Origin of the sequence: Pelovirga terrestris, from assembly GCF_014773365.1 — a bacterium.
In the GTDB taxonomy this organism is placed as follows: domain Bacteria; phylum Desulfobacterota; class Desulfuromonadia; order Desulfuromonadales; family Geopsychrobacteraceae; genus Pelovirga; species Pelovirga terrestris.
In genome coordinates, this window is sequence record NZ_JACWUN010000014.1 from 1 (window position 1) to 17574 (window position 17574).

At 53.8% G+C, this 17574-nt stretch carries 16 protein-coding genes; 12 read left to right on the plus strand and 4 right to left on the minus strand.

The genetic code is table 11. From position 1 onward, the window contains the following. The first annotated feature begins 210 nt into the window (after nt 1-210). The 6 genes from ICT70_RS11660 to ICT70_RS11685 all read left to right on the plus strand — a co-directional run bounded on the left by ICT70_RS11660 (nt 211) and on the right by ICT70_RS11685 (nt 6536). Complete coding sequence (locus ICT70_RS11660; RefSeq protein ID WP_191156840.1) at nt 211-780, plus strand: YfaZ family outer membrane protein; 570 nt, start codon at nt 211-213, stop codon at nt 778-780. Between the two features lie 171 nt (nt 781-951). After that, nucleotides 952-2718, plus strand: coding sequence for a biosynthetic-type acetolactate synthase large subunit (gene ilvB / locus ICT70_RS11665; protein ID WP_191156842.1), 1767 nt, complete (start codon nt 952-954; stop codon nt 2716-2718). After that, complete coding sequence (gene ilvN / locus ICT70_RS11670; protein WP_191156845.1) at nt 2715-3185, plus strand: acetolactate synthase small subunit; 471 nt, start codon at nt 2715-2717, stop codon at nt 3183-3185. Before ilvB ends, ilvN begins: the two co-directional genes overlap by 4 nt. Nucleotides 3186-3332: 147 nt before the next feature. Continuing rightward, nucleotides 3333-5036, plus strand: coding sequence for a dihydroxy-acid dehydratase (gene ilvD, locus ICT70_RS11675; protein ID WP_191156847.1), 1704 nt, complete (start codon nt 3333-3335; stop codon nt 5034-5036). A 14-nt stretch (nt 5037-5050) separates the two neighbouring features. Then, nucleotides 5051-5383, plus strand: a complete 333-nt coding sequence (locus ICT70_RS11680; protein WP_191156849.1) for a cupin domain-containing protein — start codon at nt 5051-5053, stop codon at nt 5381-5383. A 46-nt stretch (nt 5384-5429) separates the two neighbouring features. Next, on the plus strand, nt 5430-6536 hold the full coding sequence (locus ICT70_RS11685) for a glycoside hydrolase family 3 protein (protein ID WP_337906856.1): 1107 nt from the start codon (nt 5430-5432) through the stop codon (nt 6534-6536). Nucleotides 6537-6883: 347 nt separating this feature from the next. Here ICT70_RS11685 and ICT70_RS11690 read toward each other — a convergent pair whose 3' ends face one another. Then, nucleotides 6884-7105 (minus strand): hypothetical protein, encoded by a 222-nt coding sequence (locus ICT70_RS11690; protein ID WP_191156853.1) that lies wholly within the window; start codon nt 7103-7105, stop codon nt 6884-6886. Further along, nucleotides 7089-7331 carry a hypothetical protein gene (locus ICT70_RS11695; RefSeq protein ID WP_191156855.1) on the minus strand — a complete coding sequence of 81 codons (243 nt, stop codon included), beginning with the start codon at nt 7329-7331 and terminating at the stop codon, nt 7089-7091. The genes ICT70_RS11690 and ICT70_RS11695 overlap by 17 nt, the downstream gene beginning before the upstream one ends. 49 nt (nt 7332-7380) lie before the next feature. Here ICT70_RS11695 and ICT70_RS11700 point away from each other — a divergent pair, with 49 nt between their 5' ends. The 6 genes from ICT70_RS11700 to ICT70_RS11725 all read left to right on the plus strand — a co-directional run bounded on the left by ICT70_RS11700 (nt 7381) and on the right by ICT70_RS11725 (nt 13358). Then, nucleotides 7381-8283 (plus strand): complex I NDUFA9 subunit family protein, encoded by a 903-nt coding sequence (locus ICT70_RS11700; RefSeq protein ID WP_191156857.1) that lies wholly within the window; start codon nt 7381-7383, stop codon nt 8281-8283. 75 nt (nt 8284-8358) lie between these two features. Continuing rightward, nucleotides 8359-8808: a VOC family protein gene (locus ICT70_RS11705; RefSeq protein ID WP_191156859.1), complete on the plus strand. Its 450-nt coding sequence runs from the start codon at nt 8359-8361 to the stop codon at nt 8806-8808. A 373-nt stretch (nt 8809-9181) separates the two neighbouring features. Then, complete coding sequence (locus ICT70_RS11710; protein ID WP_191156861.1) at nt 9182-9559, plus strand: SRPBCC family protein; 378 nt, start codon at nt 9182-9184, stop codon at nt 9557-9559. A 4-nt stretch (nt 9560-9563) separates the two neighbouring features. Continuing rightward, nucleotides 9564-10664, plus strand: coding sequence for an ADP-ribosylglycohydrolase family protein (locus ICT70_RS11715; RefSeq protein WP_191156863.1), 1101 nt, complete (start codon nt 9564-9566; stop codon nt 10662-10664). Between the two features lie 119 nt (nt 10665-10783). Then, on the plus strand, nt 10784-11242 hold the full coding sequence (locus ICT70_RS11720) for a pyridoxamine 5'-phosphate oxidase family protein (RefSeq protein ID WP_224747013.1): 459 nt from the start codon (nt 10784-10786) through the stop codon (nt 11240-11242). After that, nucleotides 11220-13358 carry a PEP/pyruvate-binding domain-containing protein gene (locus tag ICT70_RS11725; RefSeq protein WP_191156867.1) on the plus strand — a complete coding sequence of 713 codons (2139 nt, stop codon included), beginning with the start codon at nt 11220-11222 and terminating at the stop codon, nt 13356-13358. Before ICT70_RS11720 ends, ICT70_RS11725 begins: the two co-directional genes overlap by 23 nt. Before the next feature lie 90 nt (nt 13359-13448). On the opposite strand, the gene ICT70_RS11730 is transcribed toward ICT70_RS11725, so the two are convergent. Both ICT70_RS11730 and ICT70_RS11735 read right to left on the minus strand, forming a co-directional pair. Next, a complete protein-coding gene (locus ICT70_RS11730) occupies nt 13449-14654 on the minus strand; it encodes an FprA family A-type flavoprotein (protein WP_191156869.1) in 1206 nt (401 codons plus the stop codon). A gap of 19 nt (nt 14655-14673) precedes the next feature. After that, nucleotides 14674-17517 carry an FAD-binding and (Fe-S)-binding domain-containing protein gene (locus ICT70_RS11735; RefSeq protein WP_191156871.1) on the minus strand — a complete coding sequence of 948 codons (2844 nt, stop codon included), beginning with the start codon at nt 17515-17517 and terminating at the stop codon, nt 14674-14676. Between the last annotated feature and the right edge of the window lie 57 nt (nt 17518-17574).

A 17574-nucleotide genomic window follows, 5' to 3' on the forward strand; every position in this document is an offset into this window, starting at 1 on the left:
AGGCCGATTTTTTCTAAATCCGACATTTTTCACCCTGACGTAACGTAAAAACAGGGTATAGGCAGGAAAAAATATCTTAAAAAAGACGTCGCGACCATCTATGCTTTTTCAGGTGGTGGATTTGGGTTATCCTGATTGTATTGTCCCCTCAGCGCTTCCTGTGTAATGATAGCGCTTTTATATTAAAAATATCGACAAGGAGTTATTTTCATGCAGCTACGTATTCTTTTGACCGTTCTATTGTGTTTTACTGCCACCCTGGCGAGTGCCGATGCCGTTGATATCGGTTTTAATAATGAAAGCTTTCACTTAGGGTATGAACGCCCGCTGGTGCAGGATGAATTTGGGGTGGTCACTGGTACGGCGGGTTTTCTTTACAACGACGATGAAGACACCACCCTTGGTCATGTCGGAGCTGACTTTGTTGGTAGCCCGGGGCAGTATCCCGGTACCCGGCTGGGGATGGGGTTGCGACTCTATGGTGGCTCAACCGCGAAAAATACCGATTTTATTAATCTGGCGTTAGGCTTGCGGGCATCTTATGCACCCCCACAGTTTGGCGGATTTGGTATCGCCGGCGCAGTTTATCACGCGCCCAAGGTGTTTTCTTTCCGAGATGCGGACAACCTGACGCAAACCGAGATTGCCCTGACCTATGCCCTGATTCCCAAGGTAAGGTTGAAGCTAGGGTACTACAACCTGCGTCTCAAAGAAGATGCCCAGGGAAGCAACTGGACGATCGATGAAGGGCTGCGTATTGGTTTTACCGGGTATTTTTAAGCCGGAGGATTGAGTTGCCGGGGTTTGGATTTTTCTGCTGATCCGGCAACTCGCGCTTGACAATCTCCCCTATTCTGACAGATAAAACACTGTCTTTTTAGCGTATAGGTTGTGGTTTTTGTTATGGCAGGGTCTTAACGGATAAATTTTTTAAGAAAATCGAGGGCAGCAATGAATGGAAAACAGTTACTACTCAAGGCACTGAAGGAGCGTAAGGTCCGCTTCCTGTTTGGTTATACCGGCGGTGCCATTATGCCGGTTTTCGATGAAATGGAAAGAATGGGAGCCTTTGAGTTTGTCATGGCCCGCCATGAGCAGGGTGCTGCTTTTATGGCACAGGGTCTGTCCCGGGCTTCCCTGTCGACCCCGACTCCTCAAATCGGGGTCTGCCTGACGACCTCCGGTCCCGGTGCGATGAACCTGGTAACCGGCGTTGCCGACGCTCATATGGATTCGGTTCCAATGCTGGCCATTACCGGACAGGTGGCTACCGGGGTGATTGCTACCGACGCTTTTCAGGAGAGCGACGTCGTCGGGGTGATGATGCCGATCTGTAAGCAGACCTATATGCCACTGGCTGCTGAAGATGTTGAAAAGACAGTACACGAGGCCTGTTACGTGGCGACCACCGGTCGTGGGGGTCCGGTGATTATCGACCTGCCCAAGGATATTCAGAACCAGCAGGCCGGCGAGGATTACCGCTTTGATGCTAAAAAATTTCGTCCCCATCTGCCCGGCTATTTTTACACCCCGACCCCCGAGCGTGAGCCGATCCGGCAGGCGATTGAACTGATTAACAAGAGCGAAAGGCCGCTGATTTTTTGCGGGCATGGCGTTATCAACAGCAATGCCGGCGATCTGCTCCAGCGTTTTATCGAAAAGACCAATATTCCTGTCGCTTCTACCTTCCACGGTCTTTCCGCTATCCCGGCGGACCACCCTCAGCACCTGGGGATGATGGGCATGCACGGCACGGTTGAAGCCAATCGTGCGATTATGGAGGCGGATCTGCTGATTGCCCTGGGGATGCGTTTTGACGACCGGGTGACCGGTAAGCTGGATGAATACGCCCGCAATGCAGCCGTGATTCACGTGGAGATCGATGCTTCAGAAATCGATAAAAATGTTCGTACCACGGTGGCCATCAACGCTGATGTCTATCGCACCTTGCATGTGTTGCTGGGTGATCCCATGCTGACCTGCATTCCGCGCCGCCGCTGGTGGGACAAACTCAACAGTTTCCGCGAGGTGATGAAAGAAGACCTGCGTGAAGAGATCGAAGTCGGTATCGGTAATGACAATAAGTTGCTGATGAAGGGGATCATCCATCGCCTGTCGGAAGTGACCAGGGGGCGTGATCTGATTATTCCTGATGTCGGCCAGCACCAGATGATGTGCGCGCGTTTTTACAATTATCAGACCAACAATAGCTGGTTTGGATCCGGTGGCGCGGGGACCATGGGCTGTTCATTGCCGATGGCGATCGGCGTCAAGCTCGCTCGTCCAAAAGAGCGGGTCTGGTCGATTAGTGGTGATGGCGGTTTCCAGATGAACTTCCAGGAACTGGGAACCATCATGGAAAAGCAGATTGATGTCAAAATCATCATCCTGAATAATGGCTATCTGGGGATGGTGCGCCAGTGGCAAACCTTTTTCTTTGACGGCTGCTTTGCCGGGACCCCGATGCAGAGCCCCGATTTCGGGTTGATCTCTCAGGCCTACGGGATTCCTTATCGTAAGGTTGAGTTGCTGGAGGATGTGGTGCCTGCCCTTGAGGAAGCCATCGCCTGTAAGGGTGCCATGGTTCTTGAGTTTATCTGTGATCCGGCGGAAGTGATCCTGCCGATGATCCCGGCTGGGGGTGGCTTTGGCGACATGATTATTCGTCATCCCCATGCACCGAAAAAAGATCAGAGCAAACAAGGAGAAGCTGCATGAAAAGGCGCGCCATACTTGCATTTACCCTTGATCACCCCGGGGTTCTCAATAAGATTTCGATGCTGATCCGCAAAAAAATGTACAATGTTGATACCCTGACCGTCTGTCGTGCCCGTATTCCCGGGGTCAGCCGGATGACCATCACCCTGCGTGAAAGCGATCAGGCCCGGGTCGATCAGGTTGTTCGGCAGTTGGAAAAATTCACTGAAGTTATCTCGGTCAAAGAGCTGGATACCGATCACAGTTACTGGCGCGAGGTGGCAATTATTAAACTGGAAATAGACGCTTCAGTGCTTGAGACCTTTCAAGGTCGCTATAACTTCGAGATTCTCGAACAGAAAAGTGATGATATCCATATCCTCCAGGTCGCCGGCTCAACCCGACGTATCGATGCCTTCCTGGACGAAGTCGGTCAGGAGCATATCGTTGAGATCGCCCGTACCGGTGTGACGGCGATGGAAAAGTAGGGAGTAGGGAGTAGGGAGTAGGGAGTAGGCAATTGACTGCTTACCGTTCACCGCTCACAAATAATTGATTGTGTTATGATATCGGGGTGTGGTGCTGGTCAATGGCGGCGTTGCACCCCGATTCCTTTTTGGCTGAAGGAGAAAAATATGAAACGACGCAGCGGTACATTAACCGGTGATCCCGGTCAGGCTAACTGGGTAGAACGCACTGCAGCGCGCACCATGCTGCGGGCGGTGCGTTTTAATGACGAGGATTTCACCAAGCCGTTGGTGGCGCTCGCGGTCCCTTATACCAATGGAACTCCCTGCAACGATCATATCCGGACCCTTGGCGATTTGCTCCAGGCTGAACTGGAAGCGATTGGGGCCAAGGTCATTGTCTTCGGTACGCCGGTGGTATCCGATGGTATCTCCATGGGCACCGAAGCGATGAAGTATTCCTTGGTCAGCCGTGAAGTGATTGCCGATGCTATTGAAGTGATGACCGAGGGCTATCAGGTGGACGCGGTGGTGACCCTGTCCGGTTGTGACAAGACCATCCCGGCGGCTCTGATGCCGATTGCCCGTAATGATCTGATCGGTTTGACTCTCTATGGTGGCAGTATCCGCCCCGGTCATCATGGCGGACGTGATTTGAATATAGTCAGCGCTTTCGAAGGAATAGGCGCCTACAGCGCCGGAAAAATTGATGCTGAGGAGCTTTGTCAGATCGAATGCCACGCCTGTCCCGGAGCCGGGTCCTGTGGTGGCATGTATACCGCCAATACCATGGCTGCCGCGATTGAAGCCCTGGGGATGAGCGTTCCCGGCGGGTCGTCGAATATGGCAGTGGAGGCGGATAATCAGTTGTCAAACGATAAGCAGGGAGATCTCCGCCGTACCGCCACAACCCTGATGACATTGCTTCAGCGCGGCATTAGTGCCCGGCAGATCATGACCCACAAAGCCTTTGAAAATGCCCTCACCCTGGTCTGGGCTCTGGGGGGATCGACCAACGCGGTATTGCACCTGCTGGCTATAGCGCGCGAGGCTGATGTGCCCTTGACCCTGAAGGAGATGGCCGATTTTACTGCCAAGGTGCCGCTGCTCGGCAACTTTAAACCTTACGGGCGTTATCTGATGAACGATCTGCATCCCCTGGGTGGCATCCCCATGGTGATGAAGCACCTGCTGGGTGCCGGCTTGCTGCACGGCGACTGTCTGACGGTAACGGGAAAAACTCTGGCTGAGAATCTGGCGAGCGCTCCTGATCTGCCGGCGGGACAGGATGTGGTATTCCCCGTTTCCAGCCCCTATGCAGCTGCCGGTAGACACATTCGTATGTTGTTCGGCTCCCTGGCTCCGGAAGGGTGTGTGCTAAAACAAAGCGGCAAAAATCTCCAAACAATGCGTGGAACTGCACGGGTGTTTGAACGCGAAGAAGAGGCTCTACAGGCAATTCTCGGCGGGAAAATCACTGCCGGCGATATTGTCGTGATCCGTTATGAAGGGCCACAAGGTGGTCCCGGTATGCGTGAGATGCTGTCTCCTTCGGCGGCGCTGATGGGGGCTGGTCTCGGCGACCGTGTCGCGCTGCTCACCGATGGTCGTTTTTCCGGCGGCACCCACGGCATCATGATCGGCCATATCTCCCCTGAAGCGCAGGTTGGTGGTGCATTGGCGCTGGTCGAAGAGGGGGATCAGATCGAGATCAATCTGGATTCTGAAACCCTGAATCTGCTCGTCGAGGAAGCTGTGCTGGCACAGCGGCGGGAAGACTGGCAAGCTCCTGTAAGCAAGGCCCGGCGGGGTGTCCTGGCCAAGTACGCGCGACTGGTGTCATCGGCCTCGTCCGGCGCTGTAACTTCGTAGCGCCTGTGCTGGCCATGAGCTCCGCCAATATTTTTTCATCCATACCAGATCAGTTGCCGAATGAGCTGGTCGATGTTCTTGCAGATAAGAATCAGGTGCGAATCGAGCGGATTGTCTCGCGTGGCCACGCCTCACCATCAGGCTTCTGGTACGATCAGCAGGAACACGAATTTGTGCTGCTGTTGCAGGGGCAGGCGGAACTCGAGTTGCTGGAACCGCAGGAACGCTTGTCCTTGCAGGCGGGTGATTATCTGTTGATTCCCGCGCATCGCAAACATCGGGTTGTCTCGACAAGCGACGAAATGGATTGTATCTGGTTGGCGGTGTTTTATCATGACCGGGAGTAGGAGGACGGGCTGCAGGTGGATATGTTGCGTTCAGAGAAATGTCTCGGTGATCCTTCTTCTGTGTTGTTCTCTGTTCGTTAGTGCTACCGGCGTTGCTGCCGGCAGGTCGGCGGCAAACGCGTCACTGGATTACAAAATAGGCCAGATGCTGATGGTCGGATTTCGGGGAACGGCGCTGAATGATGGACATTTCATCCTGCGTGATATCCGCCGGCACCATCTCGGCGGGGTCATTCTCTTCGATTACGATGTTCTGACCCGCCAGCCCGGGCGTAATATCACCTCGCCGCAGCAACTTAAAAATCTGATTGCAGTTTTACAGCAGGCTACGCTGACACCACTGTTGGTTGCTGTTGATCAGGAAGGCGGACGGGTTGCTCGACTGAAGCCGGAGTACGGCTTTGACCGGACGGTGTCTCACGCCGAGCTGGGGCGGCTGGACGAGCCGCAGGCGACTTATAGTGCGAGTGCGGAGATCGCCGTCACCCTGGCCAAAGTGGGAATTAACGTCAATTTCGCGCCGGTGGTGGATCTGTGTATCAACCCCGACAATCCGGTGATTGCCCGTCTTGAGCGCTGTTTTTCAGCGCAGCCCGACGAGGTGACTCTCCATGCGCGACAGTTCATCCTGGCCCATAAAACTCAAGGTGTGACCGCCGTCATCAAACATTTCCCCGGTCACGGCAGTTCGCACAGCGATTCTCATCTGGGATTTGTCGATGTGACCAATTCCTGGACAGAACGCGAACTGGTGCCATACACCAAACTGCTGGAAACGGGGGAGGTGCAGGCGCTGATGACCGCCCATGTTTTCAATGCCAATCTCGATGCTGATCATCCGGCGACCCTGTCACATTCCACCATCACGGGTTTGATGCGTGGGCAATTAGGGTTTGCCGGTGTGGTTTTTTCCGACGATCTGCAGATGGGCGCGATCAGCGAACATTACGGTCTTGACCAAGCGGTGCGCCTGACCCTCGAAGCCGGGGTAGATATCCTGCTGTTTGGTAATAACCTCGATTATGATCCGGAGATCGTTCCCAGGGTGGTGAATATCCTCCGGAATCTGGTAGCAACCGGAGTCATTTCCGAGCGCCGGATTGATGAGTCCTATCGGCGGATTATGCGGTTAAAAAGGGTTGTGGTTCAGTAGGGTGAAAGAAGGACTCTGTTTGTTTGCTCTTAATTACCTGCGGTCCCTTGGTTACTTCGCCCTGTTCGGCTCGGTGCTTGCTTTTGGCTGCTACTTAAGTCTGGTCGGTCGGATCGGCCCCGGACGGCCGAGGCTTTTGCCGGTATCGGACTGGTTCTGGGAGGGAACTCTCTGGCATTGAAAAAGGCAGCGCCTCCGCCACCGTGCCTGGAATAGAGCACAGGACGGATTCAATTACACGTACGCCACCTTCACCTCCGGGGAAAATCGACGTGCCGCACCCTGCCGCCAGGACCTGGTGTATTGGGCGGATTAGCGGTTATGTTTTTGTTAAATTCCAACCGGGATCAATCGCCAACGGGTTGCTGGACGTGGCCGCAGCTCCCGCAAGAAAATGCTGATTTTTCACCGGATTCCTTGATTGCTTCGGAAAACTGGTCTTTGACCGGGCTCATCTGTTGACCTGTTTTCTTATCACTCTCAGGAATATTGTGGTGACCACAATTGACACAGACAAATGCTGATTTTTCGCCGGACTCTTTGATGGCCTTGCTAAATTGATCCGTCATGATGAAACTCCTTTTTTTGGGGTTGCGGACGTTTTGCCGGGTCGCCGCGGGTGCCAGCAGATTTCGTCCGGATTTCCACTCGATCGATTTTCACCTTTATTCTATCATATTTTTCCGGTTCGGGATGAAATCGGCCAGAACACCACTTGCCTGGTAACTTGAAAGAAGTGGTTTCATTGATAACATTGTTAAAGGCAAGGATTGCAAATGAAATATCGACTTTCACTCTGCTTGCCAGGGTTTGTGGGAAAATACCCAGGAGAAAGGACGAAACGATGAAAGTTTTTGTTACTGGTGGAACAGGATTTGTCGGCAATGAGGTCGTGCGGCAACTGGTAGCGCAGGGGCATGAGGTTTCTGCCCTGGTGCGCTCCGGCTCAGAGGACAAACTGGCGATGGGCACATCAAGCCAGGTGCAAATCCATTCGGGGGATGTGACCCAGCCCAACAGTTTGCCGCCGGCCATGCAGGGCTGCGATGCGGTGATTCATCTGGTGGGAATTATCAGGGAAATCCCCGCCAAAGGGGTGACGTTCAAGCGCCTGCATGTTGAAGGCTCACGCCATGTCATTGATGCCGCTATTTCCCAGGGAATCACGCGCTTCCTGCAGATGAGCGCCAATGGCGTTCGCCTGGAAGCAACTATTGACTACCATCAGACCAAATGGCAGGCGGAACAGTTTTTACGCGACACAGCCCTTGACTGGACCATTTTACGACCATCCCTGATTTTTGGTCGCGGGGGTGAATTTGTCAACATGCTGGCGGATTTGATCCGTAAGCTACCGGTTATTCCGGTCATCGGGGATGGGCAGTACCGTCTCCAGCCGGTGAATGTTCATCAGGTTGCCGAATCGTTCGTCAAGGCCCTCACGCTGCCGGAGAGCATTGGTGAGATTTATCATTTGGGTGGCTCCAAAAGTTATAGCTATGACGAAATTCTCGATCTGACGGGCAGGGCTCTGGGTAAAGATAAGGTCCACAAAATTCATCAACCGGTATTCATGGTCAAACCTTTCGTCAAACTGCTGGAAGGTTTTGAAAAGTTTCCGTTGACGCAGGATCAGTTAGCCATGCTGCTCGAAGGTAATGAATGCGACATTCAAAACTGGGCGGAGACCTTTTCGATCCAACCGATCTCCTATGCTGAGGGGATAGCAGAGTGCTTCAAGGAATAACAACCCCTCTGCTGATTGACGCTGGATCCTATGGCGTTAAACCTATCAAACCTAAACTGAACGAGGTGAATCCCTATGCCCGATGACACATATCTCCGTCCTCACCTGGTGGGTATCAATCATGTTGCTCTGGAAGTAGGTGATATCGAACAAGCCCTTGAATTTTACGGACAGATTTTTCAGTTCAAGCTGCGTGGCCGCAGCGACAATATGGCATTTATGGACATGGGGGATCAATTCCTGGCCCTTTCCCAAAACAGTGACCGCCATCCCGATCAACATCGGCATTTCGGGCTGGTCGTTGATGACCGCAGCAATCTGCGCGCACGTCTTGAAGCTCTCGCTGTTGAGATGATCCCCGGCGTTGGGCTTAATTTTCGTGATCCCTGGGGGAACTATATCCAGGTTGTGGTCTACGCCGATATCCAGTTCAGTAAAACCCCCGCAGTTCTTAAAGGTATGGGGCTGGAGTTGACAAAAACCCCCGATGCCCTGCAGCAACTGCGGGAGAAGGGGCTTGGCTGATGCGGTATTTGAGGTAGTGAAATCAGCGGAATTTCGGGGACACAGTACCGTATTTATCTTCATGAATAGAATTGTGCCCCCGGTTTTGTAATGAAGTAAGGCCTCATCAAATGCCCATCTGGTTTTTTTGCCCTCATTCGGTTCACGTTTCTGTTTCTCAACATAATGCTTTTTATCCTCAGGGTTTGAGCCCCTTCGTCTGGTCTGTTATCGACCAAGGAATTTCGGTACCCATATCCAGGCCGACAGCTGTAGTTGCCAGTTGTCACCATAAGGTGTATATTTGTCCTAGACAAACGTAAAGATATTTGAAGTATGAACTATTAACGCTTTTAAATAGCATCACAAATAAGAAAAAAGAGGTTGTTTGCCAATGCAGGTCAGGCATGTCATCGGTGCATCGCCACAGCAGGTCTGGAACGTCCTGATCGATACCCACCAATGGCCGGTCTGGGGTCCTTCGGTCAGGGCGGTTCAGAGCCCCCGGCGATATATTGATGATGGTCTAAAGGGGTGCCTCCAGACGGTTCTCGGATTCTGGGTTCCTTTTGAGATTACTGGATTTGAGCCCTTAAATTTTTGGAGCTGGAAGGTTGCCGGCATACAGGCGACCGGGCACCGCCTGATAACAATCGACAAAAACCACTGTGAGCTGATCTTCGAGATGCCATTGGCTGTTTTTCCCTATGCCCTGATCTGTCGCCAGGCGGCCCGGCGCATTGGCCTTCTGGCGCGGAGCGAAAGAAGTTAACGTGATGAATCTTTCCCATAAAAAAGTCGAAGCAGCGTTAAAGAACATGTTTGTGGCTGATGCCCTCGCCATGCCGGTGCACTGGTTCTACAACCCGGTCGATATTGAAAAGGCCTTTCCCGGGGGCGTCACCCGCTTTGAAGCCGCTCCAGCTATGCACCCCTCTTCAATTATGTCACTGCATTCAACCCTTGCCGGAGGTCGCGGTGTTCAGCAAAAAAACCGCCGGCAGCGGGAGATTGTCGGTGACGTGATCCTCAAAGGAAAACGCCCCTTCTGGGGGCAGCCCAACCAGCATTATCACCAAGGAATGCTGGCCGGGGATAACACCCTGAACGCCCACTGTGCCAGAGTACTGATCCGGACTCTAACGGCCAACCGCGGACACTATGACAAACAACGATTTCTCGATGATTATATTGATTTTATGACCGCCTATCCGCCTCGACATCCGGACACCTACGCTGAATCCTACCATCGCGGTTTTTTTGCTAATCTTGAAAGCGGTAAACCCAGGGAATTGTGCGCGGCCAAAACTCATGATACCCCCTCCATCGGGGGTCTGGTGACGATTGCCCCGATCGTATTTTCTGAGCGGTTGCAAGGGGTTTCACTCAGTGAGGTGAAGGAGCATTGTCTGCAACATCTTTATTTGACTCACCCGGATGAGATGCTGGCCGGTGTTTGCGGTGACTACGTTCAGTTGCTGGACGATTTATTGTTCCGCGACCCCGACCAGGACAGCGCAGCCATCCTGGTCCACGCGGCAAAAAACAGCTGTGGCCTGGATCTTGAGAACCTGACGAAAAAGTCGCTTGATGACCGGCATGTGGTCGGCAGGGTGTTTTCCTCGGCCTGCTACATTACCGATTCCTGGCCCAGTGTCTTGTATTTGGCTTATAAATATGCCGCGACCCCGCAACAGGCCTTGCTGGCGAATACCAATCTTGGTGGTGATAATGTTCACCGCGGAATTGTTCTTGGTGTGCTGCTGGGCTTGATTACTGGCGAGGTTCTTCATGGCTGGTTTGATCAGCTCTCGCAGCACCTTGAAATCATCCAGGAAATTAACGCGTTAATGGCGACCTCGATAACTGAGGGGTGAGAGAATCGGCAATAAAGCGCCCGGCCGGGCCTGACTTTTTTCAGGCGTAAAAGTGCTATGATCGGCTCATGATCATCCCCGGAAAAAACAGGGTAAACACCAGGGCAAAGGAGAATCGATTGGACACCCTCAGGCAACAGATTATTGACCTGCTCAGCACCCAGAGCCTGGGTGTTCTGGCGACCAGCGCCAAAGGTCATCCGTATACCAGTCTGGTTGGTTTTGTCGTGACAGACCAGTTGGATGAATTGTTGTTCGCGACCCATCGCGCGACACGAAAGTTTGGCTATCTGCAGGCAGACCCACGGGTTTCGCTGCTGATTGATAGCCGCAGCAACCAGGTCGAAGATTTTCGTGAGGCCGTCGCCTTGTCCGCCATCGGCACGGCTCGTGAAGTGCCGCCGGAGCAGCGGGACCGGCTGCGGCAGCTGTTTCTTGCCCACCACCCCTACCTTGCTGAATTCGTGCATTCGCCCGGTTGCGCCCTGTGCTTGATCAAGGTCCAACGCTACAGTCTGGTGCAGCGCTTTCAGGATGTGCTGGAGCTTGATTTCGATGCGCCGCATTCAACCCCTTGAGCGGCTGAGCCCCGCTGATTTACCCCAGTTCGGTGGTAAAACGCTAGCTCTGGCCAAACTGACCCGCCGCGGCTATTCGGTGCCCCAGTCCCTCGCCATTGCGTGCGACTGCTATCGCGATTATCTACAGGCGACCGGATTGGGAGCACGGCTGACCATGGAGCTCGGCCGCAAGGACTTTGCCCAGATGCGTTGGGAGGAGCTGTGGGATGCGGCACTGCGGATCCGTAACCTGTTTCTGACAACCCCGCTACCGACGTCCCTCGCAACAGAAATTTCCACCGCCCTCGACCGGCATTTCCCGGAGCAACCGTTGGTCATCCGTTCCTCGGCCCCCGGCGAGGATTCTGCAACCTGTTCCTTTGCCGGACTGCACGATTCCTTCGTTAATATCCGTGGCAGGAAGGAGCAGCTGCTGGCAATCCGCAAGGTCTGGGCCTCCCTCTGGTCTGATCGCGCCTTGCTCTATCGGCAGGAGTTGGGACTGACGGTAGCCGACAGCAGTATGGCGGTGCTGGTCCAGGAGTTGATCGTGGGAGAAACATCGGGTGTCGCTTTCAGTGTCGCACCTGACGATCGCCGGCAGTTGATAGTTGAAGCCGTCCGGGGTCTCAATCAGGGGCTGGTCGACGGCAGTGTCGAACCGGACAGCTGGCGGATCGACCGGGACAGCTTGCGGACGATCAACTACCGCGCCGCGCACAGCAGCCACAAGCTGGTCCCCCGAAATGGGCAGGTGCAGCTCGTTCCCCTCACGCCGACAGAGCAAGGACCGGTGTTGAGCAACTCAGATCTGGCAGTTGTCGCTCGGCAGGTCCTGGCCCTTGAGCAGGATTTTTCCTCCCCGCAGGATTGTGAATGGACCTGGCGTGACGGTCAGTTGATCCTGTTACAGGCGCGACCTGTTACCACCGTCCCGGCGGATGATGATCGCTTGTGGTACTTCAACCTGCACCGCAGTCTCACCAACCTCAAACAACTGCAGCAACGGATTGAAACCGAGATCATGCCGGGAATGGAAGAGATAGCTGCCCGGTTCGCCCAGGTTGAGCTGACGAATCTGTCTGACGCGATCTGTGAGGAGGAAGTCAGGCAGCGGTTGCAACAGCTTCACTATTGGGAAGAGACTTATCGACGTGACTGCATCCCCATGGCCCACGGAATTCGTCTCTTCGGGGAATTCTATAATGATCTCCTCCAACCTCAGGATCCCTTTGAATTTCTTGAATTACTGCGGGGTGGCGAGTTGCGCGCGCTGGTGCGCAATCGCAGAATGGCGGATTTAGCCAGCCGTTGGGATGGCGGGGCTGACAGTTCAAGCATCGCTGAAATTGATGAGCTGGCTGCTGAACTCGGGCTATTGCCGGATCAGCTTGGCCGACTCCTGTTACAATTAACGGATCAGCAGCGACCACAGACGGCACTGCACCGTGACGATTTGGAGAGCGCTTACCGCCGCCATTTTAACGCGACAGAATGGCCCCAGGCCGAGGAAATTCTTGCGATCGGCCGGGCCAGCTACCGCTTACGGGATGATGACAATATCAGCCTGGCACAACTGCAGCGGGAAGTAAAACGTGGGGAAATGGAAGTGCGCCGTCGTTGTCGGGCGGGGATTAAACCGGAGTTTGGCCGATTGCTGGAAGAACTGACAGAGGGTAAAAACGCTTTGCGCAGCCCGTCGCCTGGTGGCGCAAAAGCAGGCGATCGTGCTGTTCGTGCCCGCCAGTTACAGGGGCAGCCCGCCAGCGCCGGACTGGCGACAGCCGTTGCCCGAGTGATCCGCTCTGAACAGGACCTGGCCGACTTCAAGCGTGGCGAAATTCTCGTCTGCGATGCCATTGATCCGGTGATGACCTTTATCGTCCCCCTTGCCGCCGGCATCGTCGAACGTCGCGGCGGCATGCTGATTCATGGTGCCATCATTGCCCGCGAGTATGGCATCCCCTGTGTTTCCGGTATTGCGGGCGCCGCCGATATCATCAGTAACGGTGATTTGCTGACCATCGATGGCTACCTTGGTCTGGTCTTTTTCCCGGCGACATCGGGTCGTCTGGCATCATCCCCGCAGCCTCACCAGCTCCGTAAAGAACTGGATGACGCCGTCCGTCAGTAGCTTATGTCAGCTAAGACGATGGTGAGCCTGAGGCCCTATCGGGGGGACAGGATTTATTTCACCATGTGGATGACTACAGATCTCCACCGATTAAGCACGTTCCTTGATCAGCCGTTCGGCCATTTCATCGGCAATCGCAATGCACTGTTGAAAATCCTTCTCTTTTGGCGACGACTTGGCCTCAACGGATTCGCCGACCCGTTGCCACTTGATTTTTTCGGCAAATTTATTGAGGTTTGAAACCCCGCCGCCGCTCCAGGACGCAGTGCCGAAAATACCCAGCAGCCGGTCTTTAAGCTGCGAGTTTTCCAGCTTGTTGACCAACGTTTCCATGGTCGGGAATAGCCCTGTGTTATAGGCACAGCTGCCCAGGATCACCCCTTTAAAACGCCAGAGGTCACTGATCAGGTAGGAAACATGGGTTTTTGAGGCATCGTAAATACGGATATTTTTAATACCGTTTTCGGACAATCTGCGGGCAATGACATCGGCCATTTTCTGGGTGTTGCCATACATGGAACCATAGACAATCACCACCCCTTCTTCGGTTTCCGCCCGCGACCAGCGGTCATAATGATCGATGATACAGTGGGGATCAGTGCGCCAGACCGGGCCATGGGTGGGAGCGATAATGTTCATGGGGATGTTGGCATCTTTCAGTTTTTTCAGCGCTTTTTGCACCATGGCCCCGTACTTTCCAACAATATTGGAATAGTAGCGCCGGGTTTCATCCATATAGAATTCAAGGTTCACTTCATCGTCGAAGATGCCGCCATCCAAGGTGCCGAAGCCACCAAAGGCATCCATGGAAAACAGGGTGCCGGTGGTGGATTCATAGGACATCATGGTTTCCGGCCAATGGACCATGGGGGTTAAATAAAAACTCAGGGTGTGTGTGCCCAACGATAACTGGTCGCCATCCTTGATAACATGGTAATTTTTCAAAGGACCGTAGAAATCTTCAAGCAATTCAAAGGTTTTGGTATTGCCTACCAGCTTCAAATCCGGATATTTATCCTGTAATGCCTTGATGGCACCGGAATGATCAGGTTCCATGTGATTAATAACAAGATAATCCAGGGGTCTGTCCTTGAGGATGCCGGCGATTTTATCGATAAAAACATGGGTTTTGGTGTTTTTTACCGTGTCAAAAACAGCAGTCTGTTCATCATCAATCAAATAGGCATTGTAGGAAACGCCGCGATCCAGAGGCCACAGGTTTTCAAACAGGTAGGTTTCCCGGTCATTGACTCCGATATAATATATGTCATCGGTAATATTGACGGTGGTCAACATATAAGACACTCCTTTGTCGTTAATCGGCCAGGGTCTGTTTGGGCTGTGTCGCTGCATCAACCAGATAGAGAATCGACCGGTAGGGGATCTCGCCGCGCAGCGACAGCCCGATTTCACAGGTTTTGCTGGTAGAATAGCCGGCGTCACATCCCAGCAGTTGTTCTTTTAATCCTTCCAGTGCCGATTCATTCAATTCCGGGTAGTTGAAGCCGCGATCCCCGGCAAACCCGCAGCAGTAGATGTCTTCCGGTACTACAACTTCATGGGCACAGGCCTGCGCCAGACGCACGAATTTATCCGTCAGATCCATCTTGCGCGCACTGCAGGTCACATGCAGGGCGATTTTTTGCGGTAAGGGGGTAAAGGTCAATTTGTCCTGGAGAAATTCAAGAACAAACTCGATTGGTTCATAGAGCTTCAATTTTTTATCCAGCTTATCCTTCATCCGCAGCAGACAGGGGCTGGTGTCACAGAGAACCGGAATTGCACCATCGTCTGAGATGGTCAGCAGGGCCCGGTTGAGCTCTTCACTTTTCTCATCGGCCTGTTTGAAGAAGCCTTTGCTTTCAAAGGCCTGCCCGCAGCAGAGTTTGCCGAGGCTGTCGGGATAGAGGATCTGATAACCCGCTTTTTTCAACAGGGCGGCGGTTTTGTGGGGCAGTGCGTCCGGTTCCGTTTCCCCCCGCGTCGGGCCACTCATGCAACGACTGGGACAGGCCGGGAAATAAATAACCTGAAGCGGGTTGTTCGGGTTGATCTTTTCTGCAAGAATTTTTCCAACACCGGACGGCATCTCACGGTTCCACAGCGGCAGATGGTTACCGCTTAAGGTGCGGGCGGCTGAAGAGGCCGTTTCCATGAAAGCGGTGCCGGTCAGCTGGTGGATTTTATCAACACCATTCAGGGTGGTATTGATGCCGGTGGCGACACCTTTGAAGTTGCGCGCAACCCAGTCGGCGACATGATTGGCAAGCTCCCCGTTGGCCTCTTCGCGTAGGGCTTTGATCATCTTTCCGGTGTCGATGCCGACCGGGCAGCGGGTGGCACAGAGACCATCGGCGGCACAGGTCTCTTTGCCCGGATAACGGTAGGATTTGAGCAGCTGTTTGACCAGCTCCGGCGACCCGTTTGCGGCTATTTGGCGACTGATTTCGCGCCGACCGACAATCCGCTGACGGGGGGTGAAGGACAGGTTGCGTGACGGGCAGACCGGCTCGCAAAAGCCGCATTCAATGCACTTGTCGACCAGTTCGTGGGTGGCCGGCAGCGGTTTTAAATTCTTGATATGGGTTTCGGCATCAGGGTTGATAATGACCCCCGGGTTGAGCAATTGATCGGGATCGAACAGCTGCTTGAGCTGGACCATCAGCTCGTAGGCCGCGGTTCCCCATTCCTTTTCCACGAACGGGGCCATATTACGTCCGGTGCCATGCTCGGCCTTGAGGGAACCGTCATACTTGTCCACGACCATGGTAACGACTTCGTCCATCAAATGGCGGTAGCGAAGAACCTCTTCCTCCTGGGAGAAATCCTGGGTAAAAACAAAGTGCAGGTTGCCTTCCAGGGCATGGCCGAAGATGATCGCTTCGTGATAATGATATTTTTTGAACAGCTCCTGTAAATCGAGGGCGGCTGCAGCCAGGTGCTCAATCGGGAAGGCGACATCCTCGATGATTACCGTGGTGCCGGTTTCGCGCACGGCACCGACTGCGGGGAAAAGCCCCTTGCGGATGTTCCAGTAAACCTTATATTCATCCGGATTGTCGGTAAACTCCAGTGGCCGGACGGTCTTGATTTTTGCCAGGGCTGCACCAATTTGCCTGATCTGCTGTTGCAGCTTGGCCGCACTGGTAGCACGGGTCTCCACTAGCAGAGCGGTGACGCCATCGGCGAGTCCGGCCAGATAGGCGGGCATGCCCGGTTCGTCCTGGACGGAGCTCAGGGCAGCGCGATCCATCAGTTCCGCAGCCGCAACCGGGAGATTGTCGCGCAGCAGCGGAATGACGCTGCAGGCGGTGGATACGTCAGGATACATGATCAGTGCGCTGGCTTTATGTTGATGCTCGACAACCGTCTTGTAGACGACGTTGGCGATAAAGGCGAGGGTCCCTTCTGAACCGACCATCAGCTGTTGCATGATGTCGAAGGGATCCTTGAAATCGACCAGGGCGTTAAGGCTGTAACCGGTGGTGTTTTTAATTTTAAATTTATAGCGGATGCGCTCACTTAATTGAGGATCAGCGGCAACCCGGTCACGCAGCTCGGCAAGTCCTTCGAGGATGTGGGGGTGGCTGCGCGAGAAAGCGGAGCGGCTTTTGTCATCAGCGGTGTCAACAACGGTTCCATCGACCAAAATCAATCTCAGACTATCCAGGGTCTTGTAGCTGTTCTCAGCTACCCCGCAACACATACCACTGGCGTTGTTGGCGACAATGCCGCCGATTTTAGCACTGTCAATGGAGGCCGGGTCAGGCCCGATCTTTTTGCCGAACTCAGCCAGCAAAAAGTTGGCACGACTGCCGATGATCCCGGGCTGCAGCTCAATCTTGCGGGCTTTGTCGAAGATCCGGTAGCCCTGCCAGCCTTTGCCCAACTGCACCAGAATGCTGTCGCTGATCGCCTGTCCCGAGAGGCTGGTCCCTGCCGCCCGGAAAGTGACCGGCAGTTTGCGCTTGTTGGCTTCGCGCAGAATCAGCTTTACCTCGTCCTGGTTTTCTACCTGGATGACGATTTTGGGAATCAGCCGATAAAAACTGGCATCGGTTCCAAACGTGACCGTCTTCAGCGGATCGGTAGTCAATTGCTTTTTCGGCAGGGTCTTGCTGACGGCAGTTAAGAACTCTTGATATGAAGCAGGGAGCATGGCCTTAGATCCTTTACCTTTACCTGAGGTGACAATGGGTCTGGCGGGGCGTCAGTA